This window comes from Vibrio sp. 10N.237.312.B06 (assembly GCF_041464685.1).
Lineage (GTDB): Bacteria > Pseudomonadota > Gammaproteobacteria > Enterobacterales > Vibrionaceae > Vibrio > Vibrio tasmaniensis_A.
In genome coordinates, this window is record NZ_JBFSPI010000022.1 from 1 (window position 1) to 16,477 (window position 16,477).

A 16,477-nucleotide genomic window follows, 5' to 3' on the forward strand; every position below is an offset into this window, starting at 1 on the left:
AATGACTAGGCTACTTCCCCCTCGCCGCGATTAAAACGCTTTTATCTCGAACAAAGTTTAACCGCGAAAGGTCAACACGCCCTAAACAAGTGTTCCTTATTGCTGACCTCTTCGTAATGTCAGTTTTAAGTAAAGACGCTTGCGATCACACTCCGTAGGCCCAATAGTAATAATATTCACCATAACTGGAATGCTCTTATGTTTAACTCACTTACCTCGTTATTTAAACAATTAGTTGACGGCTCTGATTTAGGCAAAACGCCCACTGCCTCACCTAACTTAGCCATCGCCAGCTTGTTATGCGAAGTCGCTGGTGCAGACCACGCGATCAACGAATCAGAGCAACAAGCCAAACTGCACTTACTTCAGCGTTTACTGAACATAACCGAAGAAGAATCAAAAGCTTTATTAACACAAGCTGAGCCTCAAGTTGAACAATCTGTTTCTCTGTACGATTTCACTTCTCAACTGCGAGAGCTTTCGCAGCCGGTTCGCATAGAATTAATCAAAGCTATGTGGGAAGTCGCGCATGCGGATGGAGAGATTGACCCACTTGAAGATTCAGTGATCCGTAAAACCGCAGAACTGCTCTACGTTGACCACAGTGACTTTATCAAAACTAAGCTGAACGTCATCGGTAAAAGCTAACCAAAGGCTCGATACTCACGTTAAGTGACTGGATCAACGTAAACGGTCGCCATGCATGATGCCTTTGAGCTCTAACGGCGTGCCCTTCTTAGTGACATAAAGGCCGCGCTGATTTGATACCAACACACTGCGCTTGCCTTGTGTTTGTTGAATGTATAAGTGCTTGATATTAAATGTCTGCTTATCTTGGGCCTGATCTTGATCCAATTGATAAAAGTAGTAATGATTCCCCCAGCGCAAGAACACGCCAAACATCTGCTTAGTTTGAGCGATATTCCCATCGATATCGTAACCAATGTACTGCATTTTGACTCGACCATTTTCCAATCGAAGTGATATTTTTTCCCAGCCTACCATCGGGTATTCTGCGGAAAATTTATAAGTACTTTTGGTTGCGAGCCCAGAAATTAAGCCTACATTTAGAATCACAAAAAACGTGAGTAAGATAGGCATCCAAAACTTACGATTCATATCACTCACCCTCGCTCATCGTCATTATCGTCATCGCAAGACAAAGATTTAAACTGGTGACTCATCTCTTTCCAGCGCCCGTTTATCAATGCGACGGCTTGGATATTCTGGCACCCAACTCCGATGCGATGCAGATAAAGCGAATCAACACCGAGTTCTGAGACGGTATTGAGTTCGGTTAATAATTCTTGATCAAAATTCAAACTGTCGTGATAAACATCCATGCCACGATAGCTCGTTTTATCCATAAAAAAAACGAACTGATAAAACAGCACGAGAAGAAGCGCGCTGACGACCATCCCTACGATACGAGATTGGTGACGAGTGAGAAAACTCTTAACCCTTCGCTGTTTATGAAGTTCCCGTTGTTGGGGTAATACAGACTCGCTTTTACTGTCATCACTGCGATCACTGTCAGTATTAAAAACCTCTAGCTCAACGGTTTCATTAGGAACATTAACTTGAGCTACTTGAGTTTGAATAGCAGAAATGGGTGTTGATAGATAACCACCAAGCTGTTGAGGCCTGCTAAAACTGTACCCTTGCTTCTGAACCGTTAAAATTTTGCACTCACAGTTCAGTTCATTCAACGCTGTACGAATGTTCTTTATCGCTACGTTTAGCGAGCTTCCTGTCACCACCCGCCCAGGCCAGCAATGTTCAAGAAGGAAGTCTCGGCCAATCGCTTTCGGGCTATTCATCACCAAATGTTCAAGGATCAAACTTTCGGATGAAGACAAGGTGACCTGCTTGTTAGAGCTCGAATTAATGAGAGTATTGTTATTCAATTCGATACCCGAAGCGTCTAAGGTGATCTTATCAGGGCTATTGGCGTTCATTTCGGCGAGGCGTTCATAAATAAAAGGTCATCAAAAAGGTGTTTATTTGGTCGAGCTAATACCAAACCATACATGGAAAAGAAGAGTAATAAGTTTAGTCAATAATTAAGCCAAATATAAGCTCAGCAAGTAACAAGATAAAATAACAACAAGGTGAGCCAGTCACGAAAACTCACTCACCTATGAACATAGCCAAGTTTAACTCTAAACTTGTCATGGTCCTATATTAAGACCTCGTCGTTACGCAATCTGAAAACGAGGTCACAATTCTGTTCTAGCGAAATTATAGTTCCAGTTTGAATCCAAGTTCACTAATCATAACTTCAGCGAAGCCTAACTTTACTGCATTCAACTGACTGGCAACTCCGCGAGCTTGTTCTTCGTTTTTAGCCAATATTGCCATTGAGTAAATGGGTCTGATCATCGCTTTTTGGTTTGGCTTCTCTTGAGCTATTTCTTGATGTTTTAAGTAAGCAGAAGTAATCACGCCTTGAGCGCTCCAATCGACAACCATTTGTAAATCTTGGCTGATAATCTCATCGACAATGAATTGATTCTCAGGCTCTGTCCAAGCGAGTTCGACTGCGTAGTTTTTGAAAGCGACGTCAGTGTTTAACCACTTATTACCGATGTCTCTGATTTCAGTCACCTCGACAAGCTCTTTAAATTGGAATGGTAGGTTACCAATCAACTCTCGAACGTGCTGTTCACTGTCCGCTTCAATCACAAACTTAATCATCGGAAATTTCTTGTCTCCGATAAAGCTTTCCGATACGAACATATCGTGTACCAAGCCCGCGTCAATTAAGTTAGCAAATGCTTTTTTCTGATGAGGCATCGCCTCAAATACCGCTTGAGCATCGTCGGTTTTCCAAGCGACTGACACACCGTATGCCGCAGCATGGGCATGGGTTGAAAAAAGAGTCGCTGAAAGTAGAAAGCTAAAAATAGCTAAAAAGGTTCCTAGAGTTGTTTTCATTATGTGGTTTCCTGATTAGTCGCGAATAATTTCATACAAGTTAGGGTCAGCAGAAACCCCTTCGATTTTTAAAGGTGGTAGCTCTTTTCTCATCACTTGTATTGCATCATGGAATTGCTTCTTACTCTCCCATTCAGCGACATTGATAAAGCGGTATGTCGCGTCCGAGCTTAAAGAGCGGTGCAGTTTGGTCGATAGGTATCCGGGTTGCTTCATCAATACGTCTCGCGCATTTTCCCAATACGTTAATGTAGCGGCCTCATGGGCCGGCTCGACTGAAAAGGTATTTATCAATACAACGGGTTGTGCCGAAACCAACGCACTTACGCTTAGCGCCCCCAGTGCCAATCCATACTTAATAATGTTCTTCATCCTATTCTCCTTGTTTTGGGTGAGCTAACGCTACCACCTAGCCCTACCCAATCAAGGTCGAGACCTGCGATTTAATATTAATTAAAAAGCTAAATTTCAAACCAATATTATTCACTCGTAAAATAAGCGATGTAGCCATTCACTATTGATAAACCACTTGTTGAAATTAGGTTTCTTGGGATAGTCATTGCCCTTAACGTGAATAGTCATTACCCTCAATTTGGATCGTCATTACCCTCAAATAACAGGCACAAAAAAACCACCTAATAAGTAGGTGGCTCTTCATTTTAATAACTCACAAGATTCAGGCTAACTTTAAGTGTTTAACCTTTCAGTATTTAACCAAGCGCCTCTCTGAAATACAAACGATTACAACATAGTCAGCGCAAGCTTTGCCAAGTTATAAGCGTCAACATAACCTGAGTGCTGACGACCTTCCCACTCAATGTTTTTCGCTTCTTGAGCAGCACGGTGACCAATACGTTTTTCTTTCAATCGATTCTGAACTCGATAAAGCGTGGCGATATTCAAGAACTCGCTGAACGGAGGTTCGATGCCTTTCTCAATACACTCTTTGTGTAAGATAAGGTCGTCACGTCCCCACGCTGCATAGATTTTTTTTGGTCCACCGAAGTTCTTAATCATCGACTTGATGACCGATTCTAATGGACGACCTTGCTTTTCGATTTTACGAGGTGTTATGCCCGTTAGCTCGGCGCAGAACAGAGAGACTTCATCTTTCTCTGGCTTAACGTAGTATTGTGCTCGCTTGACGATAGTGCCAGATGCTAGATCAATTTCAGCAAGACCAACTTCAATGATCTCGCCTGTTGTTCCCACACCGTCTTCGCTCCAACAGCACATTTCCAAATCGAAACATACCACTCGATTGTGATTCATACGTCGCCTAATTCTCTCGTCAAAAATTTTGTCAAATTGTACATGAGCCCAATACAGAACTCGACCCTAGTTGCATCAAGTGCTCATTTAGCCTGCAATTGTAACGCGATTTCGGCCATTTGACTTACTTAGGTAAAGCATACTATCGGTTTTTTGAAGGAGCTCTTCGATGTCTTCTTTACTGCGGATGGTAGCACCGATACTTAGAGTACAACTCAATAGTTGACCTTTATGCTCACAGTGAGACTCGCTCACCGTATCTAAAATACATTCTAAATAACGTGCCAGCGCGTCGTGTTCAATGACGCTCGAAATGATACCAAACTCATCTCCTCCCATACGGAAGACATGATCGCCCTCTTTCAAACTGCCTGAAATCAACTGAATTACATGAACCAGTAAGGCATCACCAGCCGGGTGGCCAAATTGATCATTAATCCCTTTAAATTTATCGACATCAAATCCAATCAAGCTAAACGGCTTGTCACCTTGTATCGCTTTATCGAGCACCTTATTAAAGGCTCGTCGATTATAAATCTCTGTGAGGCTGTCATGATTGGCAAGAAAACGGAGTTCTTCCGTTCTTTCATCAATCATTTTATACAGGCGTACTTTTTCTTGGACTTGCAGTTTAACGATATAAGAAAGCAACAGTGAAATAGTCGTGCCCACGAGGGCAATCCCGGCCAACACCAGGTAACCATTAAACGAAATGCATGAGTCTATCTTGAAGTCGACAACCCATTCACGGTTAGTGAGTGTGATTTTCTTGGTGATATGTTGTCCAGTCACACCCTCATAACCTTTCGTTTCGAACAAGACAGGTGCATCTTCGGCTTCAAAACCGACATCACTAACGCGGACATAAACATTCATATCCCCAACCGTCGAAGCCAGCAAGTTCTCAAAATAGTATGTGGTGCGAACCACACCAATTACAACGCCGAGTAAGTTGTCACTCTCTCCCTCAAAGACAGGGTGATACACCAACATGCCACTCTTTTTTGTGTCTTTATCTAGCCCATCTTGTATCAAGCGAACTTTGTCTGAAATATTCGCCTTACGTGTCTGTTTGATATTATCTAGAACGAGATCAAATCGCTCTCTAGAAGAGTAAAAGCCAAGAACTTTGTTGTTTGGTTCTGTGTTGGGGAAAATATCGCTAGCAACGAAAGCTGGCTGACCATCCAAAATGTAGCCATAGGTTTTTGCTTGGTTCTTAGGAATGGTATACAGCTTAAAGAATGGGTACTTTTCTTTCATTTTCGCCGTGTGCTCAGCTATCTCGTCTGCGGGCACTTTTTGCATCCACTGCAAGGCAATTAAACTCTTTGAATCATCTATGGTTTGCTTAGCAAAGCGATCAAACTTATCCCAATTTTCAGGGTCATTTGCGTAGAAAAAATTAGCACCAGACCCAATATATGCAACATCATTATCTATAAAGGCTTCCAAGCTCAATGTCTGGTGAGTAGCAAAACTATCCAAATTCATATTCAGCGCACGCTTTTGATTAAGCATGACTAATACAAAGCACAAAACAGTAATCAAAAAACTGACCGAAAATACGACCAACGGGAGAGTTTGTCTCTTCAACCCTGTTAGTGGGGCAGTAGTTTGGGGCATGCGGGTTCCAAATAGGCTCTATTGAATGAAAAGTATATAACGGACGGAAATAATGCTCCATTCATGTTTAGTCCTAAATGTCACATTAAACGGGCATTTTGTAAATTTTACTGACCCCCATGACCAATAACCAGACAAATCTCGACTAAATTTCAAGCTAACACACTAAAAAGCCACTTGTTTGAAAACATTAAATACACCTCTTAAGCCTTGAATATGCTAGTATCCACCCATATTTATAGCTTGAAAGCGACCGTTTCAGTCTCGTGCTACCGAGTTTCTTTCCAATCTGTATATTCCTTTAAACCGACGAATATACCGTTAAATCAATTTTAAAGAGAAATCACTATGATCGTTGATTTGAACCTAATCCCACAAACGTTTGATATGCTTCACGCAGGCCTAACTGCATCAAGCGTTTTACTACTGCTTATTGCCGTTTCTCGTAAAACCCAAGTGGTTGAGAAAGTCGTAGAAAAACCAGTAGAAAAGATCGTTGAAGTTGAAAAGCCAGTTGAGAAAATTGTCGAAGTAGAGAAAGTTGTTGAAGTTGAACGTGTGATCGAAAAAGTAGTAGAAGTTGAATCTAAGCTGGCAACAGCACCAACAGATTCTGCAATGCAGCTACTGTCTATCATGCAGCAAGAAGCTCGTTTAATTGACTTCCTAAAAGAAGACCTAACGTCATTCTCTGATGAGGAAGTTGGCGCGGCAGCTCGTGTTATTCACACTGGCGGTCAAAAAGTATTAGCCGATTACGTAACGCTGTCTCACATCCGCACTGAAGATGAAGAAACACGTATCACGGTTGTTGAAGGTTTCAACCCTCAAGAAATTCGCCTAACAGGCAACGTAACGGGTAATGCGCCATTCAACGGCACACTGGTTCACAAAGGTTGGAAAGCAACTGACATGAACCTGCCTAAGCTTGCTGAAAACTACGATGCATCTGTAATTGCACCGGCAGAGGTGGAGCTATAATGGAACACCAAACTCAGCCATCATCACACGAGTCATCTGCACAGACGCATTCACAAGAGCTATCTTCTCAAGAGCAACAGCAAGCGCCTAAGTTCAGTGTCGGTATCGATTTAGGTACTACACACTGCGTTTTGTCTTACATCGACACAAGCAATGAAGATGCTCGTGTAGAGGTGATGCCAATCCCTCAATTGACGGCTCCAGGTACCGTAGAAACTCGCAGCCAACTTGGCTCGTTCCTATACCAGCCGCACGAACATGAAATGAATGCGGGCTCTCGCGTTCTTCCTTGGTGTTCTGAACCTAAAGCGCTAGTCGGTGCGATTGCTCGTAACCTAGGTTCGAAAACCCCTATCCGTTTGGTCGCAAGTGCAAAATCTTGGCTATGCCACGGTGGTGTTAACCGTCGTGATGCGTTCCTTCCAGCAGGCAGCCCTGAAGAAGTTGAAAAGGTATCTCCGCTTAAGACAACTGAGTTGTACCTTGAGCACCTTAAAGATGCTTGGAACCACGCTAACCCAGAACACAAACTGGCAGACCAAGATGTAACGATCACCGTTCCAGCTTCGTTCGATCCTGCGGCTCGAGACCTAACGGCTGAAGCTGCGCGTAATGTTGGTTTTACTCACCTAACGCTTCTTGAAGAGCCACAAGCAGCTCTTTACAGCTGGATTGATAACAGCAACGATACTTGGCGCGATGAAGTGAACGTTGGCGACATCGTTCTTGTTGTCGATATCGGTGGTGGTACAACCGACCTTTCGTTAGTTGAAGTAACACAAGACGAAGGCAACCTAAGTCTGAACCGCATCGCGGTAGGTGAGCATATCCTACTTGGCGGCGACAATATGGACTTAGCGTTAGCTTACCGTCTGAAAATGAAGTTAGCTCAAGAAGGTAAAGAACTGGCTCCTTGGCAGGTTCAAGCGATGACTCATGCGTGTCGTGATGCGAAAGAAGCATTGCTAAATGATGCTGAACTTCAATCTGTGCCCATCGTTGTTCCAAGCCGCGGCTCTAAGCTACTTGGCGCAACACTGAAAACAGAACTGACTCAGCAAGAAGTACAACAAACATTGGTTGATGGCTTCTTCCCACAAGTCGCTGTAACGGATCACCCGGTACAGAAAACTCGTGGTGCATTGACTCAAATGGGTCTACCTTACGCTCAAGATGCGGGTATTACTCGTCATATTGCCGCGTTCCTTTCTAAGCAAGCCAATGCGCTTTCTGGAAATAGCGAAACCGCTCAACAAGATTTCAACCCGTTTGCAAACATGCCCGGTACAGAAGCGCAAGGGTCAGAAGCGCCAGCAGCAGACTTCATCAAACCAACAGCGGTACTGTTCAATGGTGGTGTTCTAAAATCTAACCTACTTGCTGATCGTCTTTCAGACACGATCAATGAATGGCTAATTAATGCCGACGCTGAATTCGCTAAACAGCTTTCAGGCTTAGACTTAGATCTAGCGGTTGCAAGTGGCGCTTCTTACTACGGCGCAGTACGTCGTGGCCAAGGCGTTCGTATCCGCGGTGGTATCGCTTCTTCTTATTACGTAGGAATTGAAAGCGCGATGCCAGCTATCCCAGGTATGGCTCCTCCAATGGAAGCACTGTGTGTTGCACCATTTGGCATGGAAGAAGGCTCAAGCGTTCAAGTTCCGAGTCAAGAGTTTGGTCTAGTGATTGGCCAGCCAGTACACTTCCAATTCTTCGGTTCAACAACACGTCGTGAAGACCAAGCAGGTACGCACCTTGATCACTGGGCTCCAGAAGATCTTGATGAGCTTCCTGAAATCCAAGTGACACTGCCTGTTTCTGAAGGTCGTCGCGAAGGTGAAGTGGTTCCGGTGACTTTGGCGTCTCGTGTTACTGAATTAGGCACGTTATACCTAGAAGCGATAGCCACTGACAATGGTCAGAAATGGCATGTTGAGTTCGACGTTCGTGAAGACTCGAATAACGACTCAAACGTAGAAGCATAATGAATCAACGGCACCTTAGCGGGTGCCGTTACTTTATCAATGCGATTCCCTAGCCCTGTATTAAAAGCATTCCAAAGACAATAATAAGACCAAAATTATCCATTAACTGGTCATCACTTTGGCAGAATAAGGTTTTGTATGGCATCTCCTCGTTTTTTAGTCGGCATTGACTTAGGCACAACCAATACTGTTGTCGCTTACTGTGAAATCAACGACGACCTACAACATGCTCCCGTTTCTCTTTTCGATATTGACCAACTCATCGGCCCCGGTGAAGTGGTTCGCAAGCCTCTACTTCCATCATTTCGTTATCATCCCGCACAAGGTCAGATCTCCCCTTCCGATCTCACCATGCCTTGGGAACCGAGCTTAGTTGAAGGCGATATTCAAAATGTCATCGTTGGTGAATGGGCTCGCGAACTGGGCGCAAAAGTCGAAGGCCGCCAAGTATCCAGTGCTAAGAGCTGGTTATCTCACCAAGCGGTTGATCGTAACTCCGACATTCTGCCTTGGGCAGGCGCAACTGACGTCGATAAGGTGTCTCCTGTTGTCGCAAGCGCAAGCTACCTTAACCACATCCGTCAAGCATGGAACTACCGTAACCCAAGCAATAAGCTTGAAGACCAAGACGTTGTAGTCACCGTTCCTGCTTCATTCGATGAGACAGCACGTAAGCTGACACTCGAAGCGGCAGCACTTGCTGGTTTAGGTAAGATTCTATTGCTCGAAGAGCCGCAAGCCGTTTGTTATGACTGGTATGCCCGTCACCAACAAACCGCTACAGACGAACTTCAACAGATCCCGCTGATTCTAGTGTGTGATGTTGGTGGCGGTACTACCGATTTAAGTTTGATCGAAGCGAGCTTCAAATCGGATAACGGTGGCAATCAAGAGCTCGCACTCGACCGTATCGGCGTTGGCGAACACTTGATGCTCGGGGGTGATAACCTCGATTTAGCTCTTGCCCACCTTGCAGAGCAGCGCTTCAATCAAAACAAAAAATTGAATGCTTCGAGCCTAACCAAGCTTATTCAGCAGACTCGCGCCGCAAAAGAGAGCCTGCTTTCTGCTAATGCGCCAGACGATGTGAAGATCACCATGCTGGGCAGCGGTTCAAAACTGCTTGGCGGTACCAAGAGTATTGGTTTAACCAAACAAGAAGTTCATCAGATTGCACTAGAAGGTTTCTTCCCGCTTTCAGAGTTTACGGAAGTACCCGACAAACGACGTAGCGCGGTTGTAGAGTTCGGTCTACCCTACGCAGCAGATCCTGCTGTAAGTAAGCACGTTGCCGAATTCCTAGCGACACATCAGCAAGTATCTAAAGCCGCATTGGAAAAGTCAGACTCTGTTAAGTTTGATGATACCAAACCTGCAATTCCTGTTGGTGTGCTACTCAATGGTGGTGTGTTCAACAGTGAACTGGTAACAGAGCGAATTACTCAGTTACTTGGCAATTGGAACGGTGCACCAATCACCGTCTTAGATAACCCTCACCCTGACTGGTCTGTAGCCCTTGGTGCTGTAGCTTTTGGTAAAGCACGCCGTGGTGCACAACTGAAAATCGGTGGTGGTGCCGCTCGTTCTTACTTTTTGCATCTACAAGAGAAGAACAAGATGGGCAAAGCGCTTTGTTTGCTTGCCAGAGGGACAGAAGAAGGCCAAGAGATACGCTTGAACAGCCGTCGTTTCTCACTGACTTTAGGCGAACCGGTACGATTTAATCTTCTGACTTCAACACACGATCAAATTGCTCATGACACCGCTATTCAAAATGGTGTGATGGTCAATGTCGACGCTGACTTGTTCTCCCCTCTTCCGCCGTACATTTCTACACTGGAAGGTTCAGGTACTGCAGAGCTCCAAGCCAACCAAAAAGAACGCGTCGAAGTATTGCTCGCGTGTCAATTAACAGAAGTCGGCACACTGAAAATGGAGTGTGTGAGTACAGAAGATGACTCTAAACGTTGGTTGCTCGAGTTTGAAGTCAGAAACAAGCAAGGCGATGAGTCCGATAACTCTAAACTTCATCCAAGACTGGACGAATGTAAGGAGTTGATTTCTCGCCTGTACAGCGGCAACAAGAAAAGTGCGGAATCTAAAGAGATCAAAACGCTGGCCAAAGATCTTGAGAAACGACTTGGTAAGCGCGAAGAGTGGGACTTTACTACTCTCCGTCACCTGTTTGATTCGTTCTCATTAGGTCGTAAACGACGTCGTCGCTCTGAAGCACACGAGAAAAACTGGCTCCGTTTAGCGGGTTACTCTATGCGACCTGGCTTTGGTGATCCAACCGACTCATGGCGTATCGAACAAATTTGGGGCCTCTACCAACAAAATATCCAATTCCAGAACCATCAAGGTTGGACAGATTGGTGGGTATTCTGGCGTCGAGTTGCGGGTGGCCTGAATCAAGAGCAGCAAGAGACCATCTTGGCTGATATCGCGAAATACCTTCACCCCGGTGCAATGAAGAACCCTAAAACGGCTAAAGATGCACAAGACAATGGTTATGAAGCCATGGTGAGATTGGCAGCGTCCCTTGAGCAACTCGAGGTGGAAGATAAAGTTCTATTGGCTACATGGTTCTTGAGCAAAGCAATTAACCATAATCAGTTCGAACAGGCTCACTGGTGGGCTCTGGGTCGCTTAGCGTCTCGTACACCTTTATACGGAAGCCAACACAGCGTCATTCCAAGAGAGCAAGCAGAACAGTGGTTACCAAAGCTGCTTGACCAGAATCGGCAGAAAGAGCAAATGATAGCTTTCGCGGCAGTGATGATTTGCCGCAAGACAGGTGACCGACAGTTCGATATCTCTGATGACTACCGTGCTCAAGTTCTTGATAAATTAAAGCAAAGCAAGGTACCTGATTCATGGCTAACGCTAGTGAGTGAAGTCACTGAACTTTCTGAGAGCGAGTCTAAACGCGTATTTGGTGATGCATTACCAAGCGGGTTAAGCCTGATTAATAACTAGGTTTAAAAACGATTAGCTTTAGTTGTTAATGAGTAAAGAAGCTAACGAGAAAAGAAAAAGCCACTTTCGATTCGTTGAAAGTGGCTTTTTTATTGGTGGCTTAAGGCTGGTATGTTTAGTCGACTTATCGCATCTTGGTTAAGAGCCTTAGCCGTATTGCAGTTCATCATTGTTAATGTTTCGTACCTGTTGGGTTGATAGGAAAATCCGTATTTTCATAAATATCAGATAACTTTTTCGGTTTCTTCTCTTTAGCTCCTTGGTTCAATTGATTATGAGTTTCGCTTAAAAGCCATTCCTCATGCATTTTTGCTGAATCCAAAAACTCTGGATCTTCCATTGCTTCCTTGCGAAGTTTATTTACACGTTCGAGAGTATCCCAAATCATAATACTTCACCTCCACTAAGGCAGTAATATTAAGATAGCTCAAACACACAAAACTTCAACTAACCCAATGAGATAGCGATCTCAATTTCGTAATTTGCCCACTTTAAAAAAGTGGAAGCGCTCATTTTCAATTGAGCTCAGACAGTGGGTATTCCCCATGATCTTCAAAGATCATCAGGTATAAAAAAAGCGAGCTTAATGCTCGCTTCTTGTCTGTCTATCTGTTGATCGGATCGCCAACACTCGCACGATTAAATCAAACCAACTTAAGCACGGTTACCAATTTTAACCGTACCATTTGTAGCAAACCAAAGTGCTTCTGAACGACGGCGACCGAGTAAGATAGGGCCATCATCGTAGAACAAAAAGTTTTTCCAATGCTTCTTGAAAACCGACCATTTGGTTTCAAGAACATTATATTTTTCGTAGCAAAAATAAACAGTTACGTCATCTTGCCAATCAATGAAGTTAAGGATTTCTTCTGGCATTTCAGGCTCATCGGCTTCCCAATTTGCCATCCAGCTGATCTCTTCATTCCAGTTCGACGCTTTGCTTGGCCAATCTTGCGAACTTAGTCTTTCTGCATCCGGGCTTTGAGGGCTTACGTTCTCTTTCCAAAACTGAGATGCTCTCGCCTGTGTCATTGGTTTTATCTTTTCCAAATCTTCAGCGGGTAGTGGCATTGACTGGTGAGTGAAAATCCATTTTCTTTGGTATTCTTCCAAAGTTGTATATGACATCAAAATTCCTCAAATATCTTCTCAGGCTTATGGGCTTACCATGCCTATATGTTCTTTCGATACAGCGATGACTTCATTTTATTTATGTTCTCCGCTGTATCTAAATTCAATGTTTGACACTCACACGGAGCGTTTATCTTGCCAGTTTGGGTTTACCAGTGCCGTCAACACGTGATCTTCCCATTTACCGTTTATCTGTAGATAATCTTTGGCAAAACCTTCTCGAACAAAACCAAGATGCTCTAATACACCCGCACTTCGTTCGTTGTGAGGCATGTAGCCCGCCATTAAGCGGTGCATGTTCTGCACGTCAAACATGTAGTCTTTAGCCATGCTCAAGCCTCTGCGCATGTAACCGTGGCCCTGTGCACTTTGCGCCAATGAGTAACCGACATTACAAGCGTAGAACGGGAAACGAGACAAATTACTGAACGATATGGTACCTAACATTTCATTTGAATCAGCATTAATCAACAAGCAATAATAGCCTAGCCCCAATTTATGGAGTTCGTTTAACTTAATCAGCCGTTGAGCCCAATCCGCTCTGTCAAAGAACGCATCCTCTCGGGTAGGTTCCCAAGGCTTAAGGTACTCTCTGTTCACCTGAAAGTACTCACTAATCATGCTCGCATCATAGATCTCAGCCGTTCGTAAAATTAGGTTGCCATCACGTTTATCAATACGTTGCTGCGTACTCGAATCTTCCATAGTCTTGTTCTTATTCTTTTGTCTCTTTTTCGTTACCGCCTCACTCTTACCGAATTTAGCAGTCTAATATCATCAGTTCTTTCTGATACCGTAATCACGAAGCTTATTCGCAATTGAGGTGTGAGATACATTCAAACGTTTAGCAAGCTTACGGCTTGATGGGAATGACTGATAAAGCTTCTCTAAAATCTGAGATTCATAGTCTTTCATGATCTCGTCTAGCGAGCCGTCTAAGCTTAAATTCGCCATTCCAGCAGTCATAGTGTCAAGCTGTGGCAGGTGGAATTGCTCAACCGTTAACGTATCTGAATCCAACTCTGTTAGTGCACGTAGAACCATGTTGTCTAACTGACGAATATTGCCTGGCCATTGGTAGTTACCTAATTGGTCGATTAGTTCTTGAGTCAACTTTGGTTTTAACATACCTAACTGCTGTGCGTACTTTGCAACGAATAGCTCCAGTAATGGCGCAACATCGTTTGAACGTTCACGCAAAGCAGGAATCGACAAAGTCAGTACGTTCAAGCGGTAGAACAGATCTTCACGAAACGAGCCCGAGTCGGCTAATTCAGAAAGGCGATGGCGCGTTGATGCGATAATACGAACATCCGCGTGCATCTCTTCTTCTTCACCAACACGACGGAATGAACCATCTTGTAGGAAACGCAGCAGTTTGATTTGTAGATGCGGGCTCATTTCGCCGATTTCATCTAAGAATACCGTACCGCCATTCGCTTGTTCAAAGATGCCTTTATGACCTTGCTCATGGTTGAATGAGCCCGGTGCATGTCCAAACAATTCCGTTTCTGCTACGTCATCAGGCATTGATGCACAGCTTAGAATCAAAAATGGAAAAGAAGATCGATTTGAACGGTTATGACACGATTTCGCCAGCATCTCTTTACCCGTACCTGTATCCCCTTCAATAAGCAGAGGTTGATCTAGCATGGCCAGTTTCTTAGCTTGACTGATCAAGGCTTTATGGCGATTAGAGACACCAACAAAGTGTTCAAAACCTAGGTTATTCTGTTCAGGGATGGCGTCTGGCGCGTTCATTTCTTGGTTACAAGAACGAATCGTCATTACTGCACTCGCCAGTACCGCCTCGTTGACATCACCACCTAGATAAATAGGCAGAATTTCAATAGAGAAATCTAGACCATCTAGCACCACGACTTCACGGTGACGCGTTACATCGCCTTCAATCCAACGAGCGAAGTTGAAGCTAGGAACGAACGTCGCTAGTGGCTCACCGATCACTTCTTCTTCTTGTTTGTTGAAAAGGTTCAATGCAGCGTGGTTTGCCATGTCGACTGAGCCTTTAAGGTCAATCGCAATCACAGGATCAGGTAGGTTTGCCAGCAGGGCAATCAGTTCTGTGTTATGCCTTTCGCTTGGCATAAACTGGATTTTACGTACATCCTTCACACCTGAAATTCGGCGAATTTCAGCCATAAGTTCACTAAAAGCATCAAAATTAATATCCGGGCAATTTAGGTAAATAATACCTTTAACATCAATTTCGATTCCTCTTAAATCAATGCTTTTTGAGGCCAAGATATCGAGCAACTCACGCGTTAAGCCGAGTCTGTCTTCACACAATACTTCAAGACGCACAAATAGTCCTATTATAGGTGTCAGGATAAGTTGACAGTAGTGTGAATTAAGCTCTAAGTTCAGTCAAGAAGAAGAGTAAACATATGTTTACTCTTCGCTCGCAAATCACTCAACTTCCTTGTGTATATAGACTTTATAGGAAGGTAATTCGCTTTATTTCCTACATTTCAATTTTAAGCACTTCGCTTTACTTTAAGGTAATGCGCTTTATTTCAGAAAGAACGGCTTTGCGAAGGTCGGAGAGTTTTACTTTTCGCTCATTATGCCAAGGCATAGGACGCAGCAATGTCATGGCTTTTAAGCCCAGTCTCGCAGTGAGGATGCCGACACCGAGCCCCTGCCCAGCTCGAGCTGAGACTTTGCCTGCAAGATCCATCGAGACGAGGTCCATACTCGCATCAATCGCGAGTTCACTGGCTCCTGCAGCGGCCATGTTGATTAACACCAGTTTAAATAGCTTTATACGAGACCAGTAGCCAAGCTCAATGCCATACACATCAGCAAGCTTGTCTATCATGGTGAAATTACGCCACGCCACCAGCAACATATCAGCAGCAGCCAATGGACTCACTGCAACCAAAGCCGCCGATTCGGTCGAGAACTTAGTGACGATTTGAGTCGCCACTTTATCTTGCTGAGCAACAACCAACGCATCGTACATATCCAACACTTCTGCATCACTGTGTGCTGGGTTAATGCTGTTTCGCCACTTATCGTACGAAGGTGACTCAGCAATAATACCGCCCTGCTTGGCAATGTTTTCACAGAATGCTTTGCCTTTACCAACACTCTGGCTTTGTAACAGCTCTTCACTCTGCTCTTGTACACTGAAATGATCTTTCAGCGAACGCAGCTTCCACAACTCTTTGCCTATTGCGCCTAAACCTAATGAAGCAATGGCAGCGATGAAACCTGCCCAACCTAAAGCTAGCCAGTCAGCGGTTTGAATAGCTGTAATGACAGAGTCAATCGCCTGCCATCCGACTAGGCCAGAGAAAGCGACAAGTAAGCCCGTTCCAAACCACTTCTTCTTTTTGCTCGGTCGAATCACTTGTTCCAATTGCAGCTCAGCGTCTCCATCAAGGTCGGTTTCCACTTGTGGTGCAACGGGCACAAACTTCTCTTGTTCCGTGAATAACTTTTGAGCACCCAAATCTGGGGTAACTTCATTCTTATCCGGCTCATCGAACGAGGTCTTTAAAGGTTCATCAAAGACCTGTTTCGTTTTTAATTCACTCATTTTG

Annotated in this window: 15 protein-coding genes; 4 read left to right on the forward strand and 11 right to left on the reverse strand. The window is 44.2% G+C overall.

The genetic code is table 11. The features are described from left to right. The first annotated feature begins 198 nt into the window (after window positions 1–198). A complete protein-coding gene (locus AB6C75_RS08145) occupies window positions 199–648 on the forward strand; it encodes a TerB family tellurite resistance protein (RefSeq protein ID WP_009847013.1) in 450 nt (149 codons plus the stop codon). A gap of 33 nt (window positions 649–681) precedes the next feature. Here AB6C75_RS08145 and AB6C75_RS08150 read toward each other — a convergent pair whose 3' ends face one another. The 6 genes from AB6C75_RS08150 to AB6C75_RS08175 all read right to left on the reverse strand — a co-directional run bounded on the left by AB6C75_RS08150 (window position 682) and on the right by AB6C75_RS08175 (window position 5,835). After that, on the reverse strand, window positions 682–1,119 hold the full coding sequence (locus tag AB6C75_RS08150) for a hypothetical protein (protein WP_029222865.1): 438 nt from the start codon (window positions 1,117–1,119) through the stop codon (window positions 682–684). 5 nt (window positions 1,120–1,124) lie between these two features. Continuing rightward, on the reverse strand, window positions 1,125–1,823 hold the full coding sequence (locus AB6C75_RS08155) for a helix-turn-helix domain-containing protein (protein WP_032499115.1): 699 nt from the start codon (window positions 1,821–1,823) through the stop codon (window positions 1,125–1,127). Window positions 1,824–2,241: 418 nt separating this feature from the next. Further along, on the reverse strand, window positions 2,242–2,937 hold the full coding sequence (locus AB6C75_RS08160; RefSeq protein WP_017102684.1) for a hypothetical protein: 696 nt from the start codon (window positions 2,935–2,937) through the stop codon (window positions 2,242–2,244). Window positions 2,938–2,952: 15 nt separating this feature from the next. Next, window positions 2,953–3,309: an antibiotic biosynthesis monooxygenase gene (locus AB6C75_RS08165; RefSeq protein WP_012604199.1), complete on the reverse strand. Its 357-nt coding sequence runs from the start codon at window positions 3,307–3,309 to the stop codon at window positions 2,953–2,955. 369 nt (window positions 3,310–3,678) lie between these two features. After that, the gene (locus tag AB6C75_RS08170; protein WP_009847018.1) at window positions 3,679–4,209 is read right to left on the reverse strand and encodes a 3'-5' exonuclease; all 531 of its coding nucleotides are present in this window, start codon (window positions 4,207–4,209) and stop codon (window positions 3,679–3,681) included. An 87-nt stretch (window positions 4,210–4,296) separates the two neighbouring features. Further along, window positions 4,297–5,835: a diguanylate cyclase domain-containing protein gene (locus tag AB6C75_RS08175; protein WP_372107529.1), complete on the reverse strand. Its 1,539-nt coding sequence runs from the start codon at window positions 5,833–5,835 to the stop codon at window positions 4,297–4,299. A gap of 348 nt (window positions 5,836–6,183) precedes the next feature. Here AB6C75_RS08175 and AB6C75_RS08180 point away from each other — a divergent pair, with 348 nt between their 5' ends. From AB6C75_RS08180 to AB6C75_RS08190, 3 genes are all read left to right on the forward strand, one after another. Next, window positions 6,184–6,816, forward strand: coding sequence for a DUF2760 domain-containing protein (locus AB6C75_RS08180; protein WP_372107530.1), 633 nt, complete (start codon window positions 6,184–6,186; stop codon window positions 6,814–6,816). Further along, window positions 6,816–8,801: an Hsp70 family protein gene (locus AB6C75_RS08185; RefSeq protein WP_372107531.1), complete on the forward strand. Its 1,986-nt coding sequence runs from the start codon at window positions 6,816–6,818 to the stop codon at window positions 8,799–8,801. Before AB6C75_RS08180 ends, AB6C75_RS08185 begins: the two co-directional genes overlap by 1 nt. 138 nt (window positions 8,802–8,939) lie before the next feature. Beyond that, a complete protein-coding gene (locus AB6C75_RS08190; RefSeq protein ID WP_372107532.1) occupies window positions 8,940–11,780 on the forward strand; it encodes an Hsp70 family protein in 2,841 nt (946 codons plus the stop codon). 172 nt (window positions 11,781–11,952) lie between these two features. On the opposite strand, the gene AB6C75_RS08195 is transcribed toward AB6C75_RS08190, so the two are convergent. The 5 genes from AB6C75_RS08195 to AB6C75_RS08215 form a co-directional block, all read right to left on the reverse strand. Then, window positions 11,953–12,168, reverse strand: coding sequence for a hypothetical protein (locus tag AB6C75_RS08195; RefSeq protein ID WP_009847023.1), 216 nt, complete (start codon window positions 12,166–12,168; stop codon window positions 11,953–11,955). Window positions 12,169–12,434: 266 nt separating this feature from the next. Next, a complete protein-coding gene (locus AB6C75_RS08200) occupies window positions 12,435–12,908 on the reverse strand; it encodes a DUF2947 domain-containing protein (RefSeq protein ID WP_029223788.1) in 474 nt (157 codons plus the stop codon). 120 nt (window positions 12,909–13,028) lie between these two features. Next, window positions 13,029–13,616: a ribosomal protein S5-alanine N-acetyltransferase gene (rimJ, locus tag AB6C75_RS08205; protein ID WP_009847025.1), complete on the reverse strand. Its 588-nt coding sequence runs from the start codon at window positions 13,614–13,616 to the stop codon at window positions 13,029–13,031. Between the two features lie 72 nt (window positions 13,617–13,688). Further along, the gene (gene tyrR, locus AB6C75_RS08210) at window positions 13,689–15,233 is read right to left on the reverse strand and encodes a transcriptional regulator TyrR (RefSeq protein WP_372107533.1); all 1,545 of its coding nucleotides are present in this window, start codon (window positions 15,231–15,233) and stop codon (window positions 13,689–13,691) included. A 187-nt stretch (window positions 15,234–15,420) separates the two neighbouring features. Further along, entirely contained in the window at window positions 15,421–16,473 is a 1,053-nt protein-coding gene (locus tag AB6C75_RS08215) for a YcjF family protein (RefSeq protein WP_372107534.1), read from the reverse strand. Window positions 16,474–16,477: the final 4 nt, after the last annotated feature.

Coding starts and splice junctions, on each gene's coding strand:
- AB6C75_RS08145 (WP_009847013.1), top strand. CDS start 199: ATGTTTAACTCACTTACCTCGTTATTTAAACAATTAGTTGACGGCTCT.
- AB6C75_RS08150 (WP_029222865.1), bottom strand. CDS start 1,119: ATGAATCGTAAGTTTTGGATGCCTATCTTACTCACGTTTTTTGTGATT.
- AB6C75_RS08160 (WP_017102684.1), bottom strand. CDS start 2,937: ATGAAAACAACTCTAGGAACCTTTTTAGCTATTTTTAGCTTTCTACTT.
- AB6C75_RS08165 (WP_012604199.1), bottom strand. CDS start 3,309: ATGAAGAACATTATTAAGTATGGATTGGCACTGGGGGCGCTAAGCGTA.
- AB6C75_RS08170 (WP_009847018.1), bottom strand. CDS start 4,209: ATGAATCACAATCGAGTGGTATGTTTCGATTTGGAAATGTGCTGTTGG.
- AB6C75_RS08175 (WP_372107529.1), bottom strand. CDS start 5,835: ATGCCCCAAACTACTGCCCCACTAACAGGGTTGAAGAGACAAACTCTC.
- AB6C75_RS08180 (WP_372107530.1), top strand. CDS start 6,184: ATGATCGTTGATTTGAACCTAATCCCACAAACGTTTGATATGCTTCAC.
- AB6C75_RS08185 (WP_372107531.1), top strand. CDS start 6,816: ATGGAACACCAAACTCAGCCATCATCACACGAGTCATCTGCACAGACG.
- AB6C75_RS08190 (WP_372107532.1), top strand. CDS start 8,940: ATGGCATCTCCTCGTTTTTTAGTCGGCATTGACTTAGGCACAACCAAT.
- AB6C75_RS08195 (WP_009847023.1), bottom strand. CDS start 12,168: ATGATTTGGGATACTCTCGAACGTGTAAATAAACTTCGCAAGGAAGCA.
- AB6C75_RS08200 (WP_029223788.1), bottom strand. CDS start 12,908: ATGTCATATACAACTTTGGAAGAATACCAAAGAAAATGGATTTTCACT.
- rimJ (WP_009847025.1), bottom strand. CDS start 13,616: ATGGAAGATTCGAGTACGCAGCAACGTATTGATAAACGTGATGGCAAC.
- AB6C75_RS08215 (WP_372107534.1), bottom strand. CDS start 16,473: ATGAGTGAATTAAAAACGAAACAGGTCTTTGATGAACCTTTAAAGACC.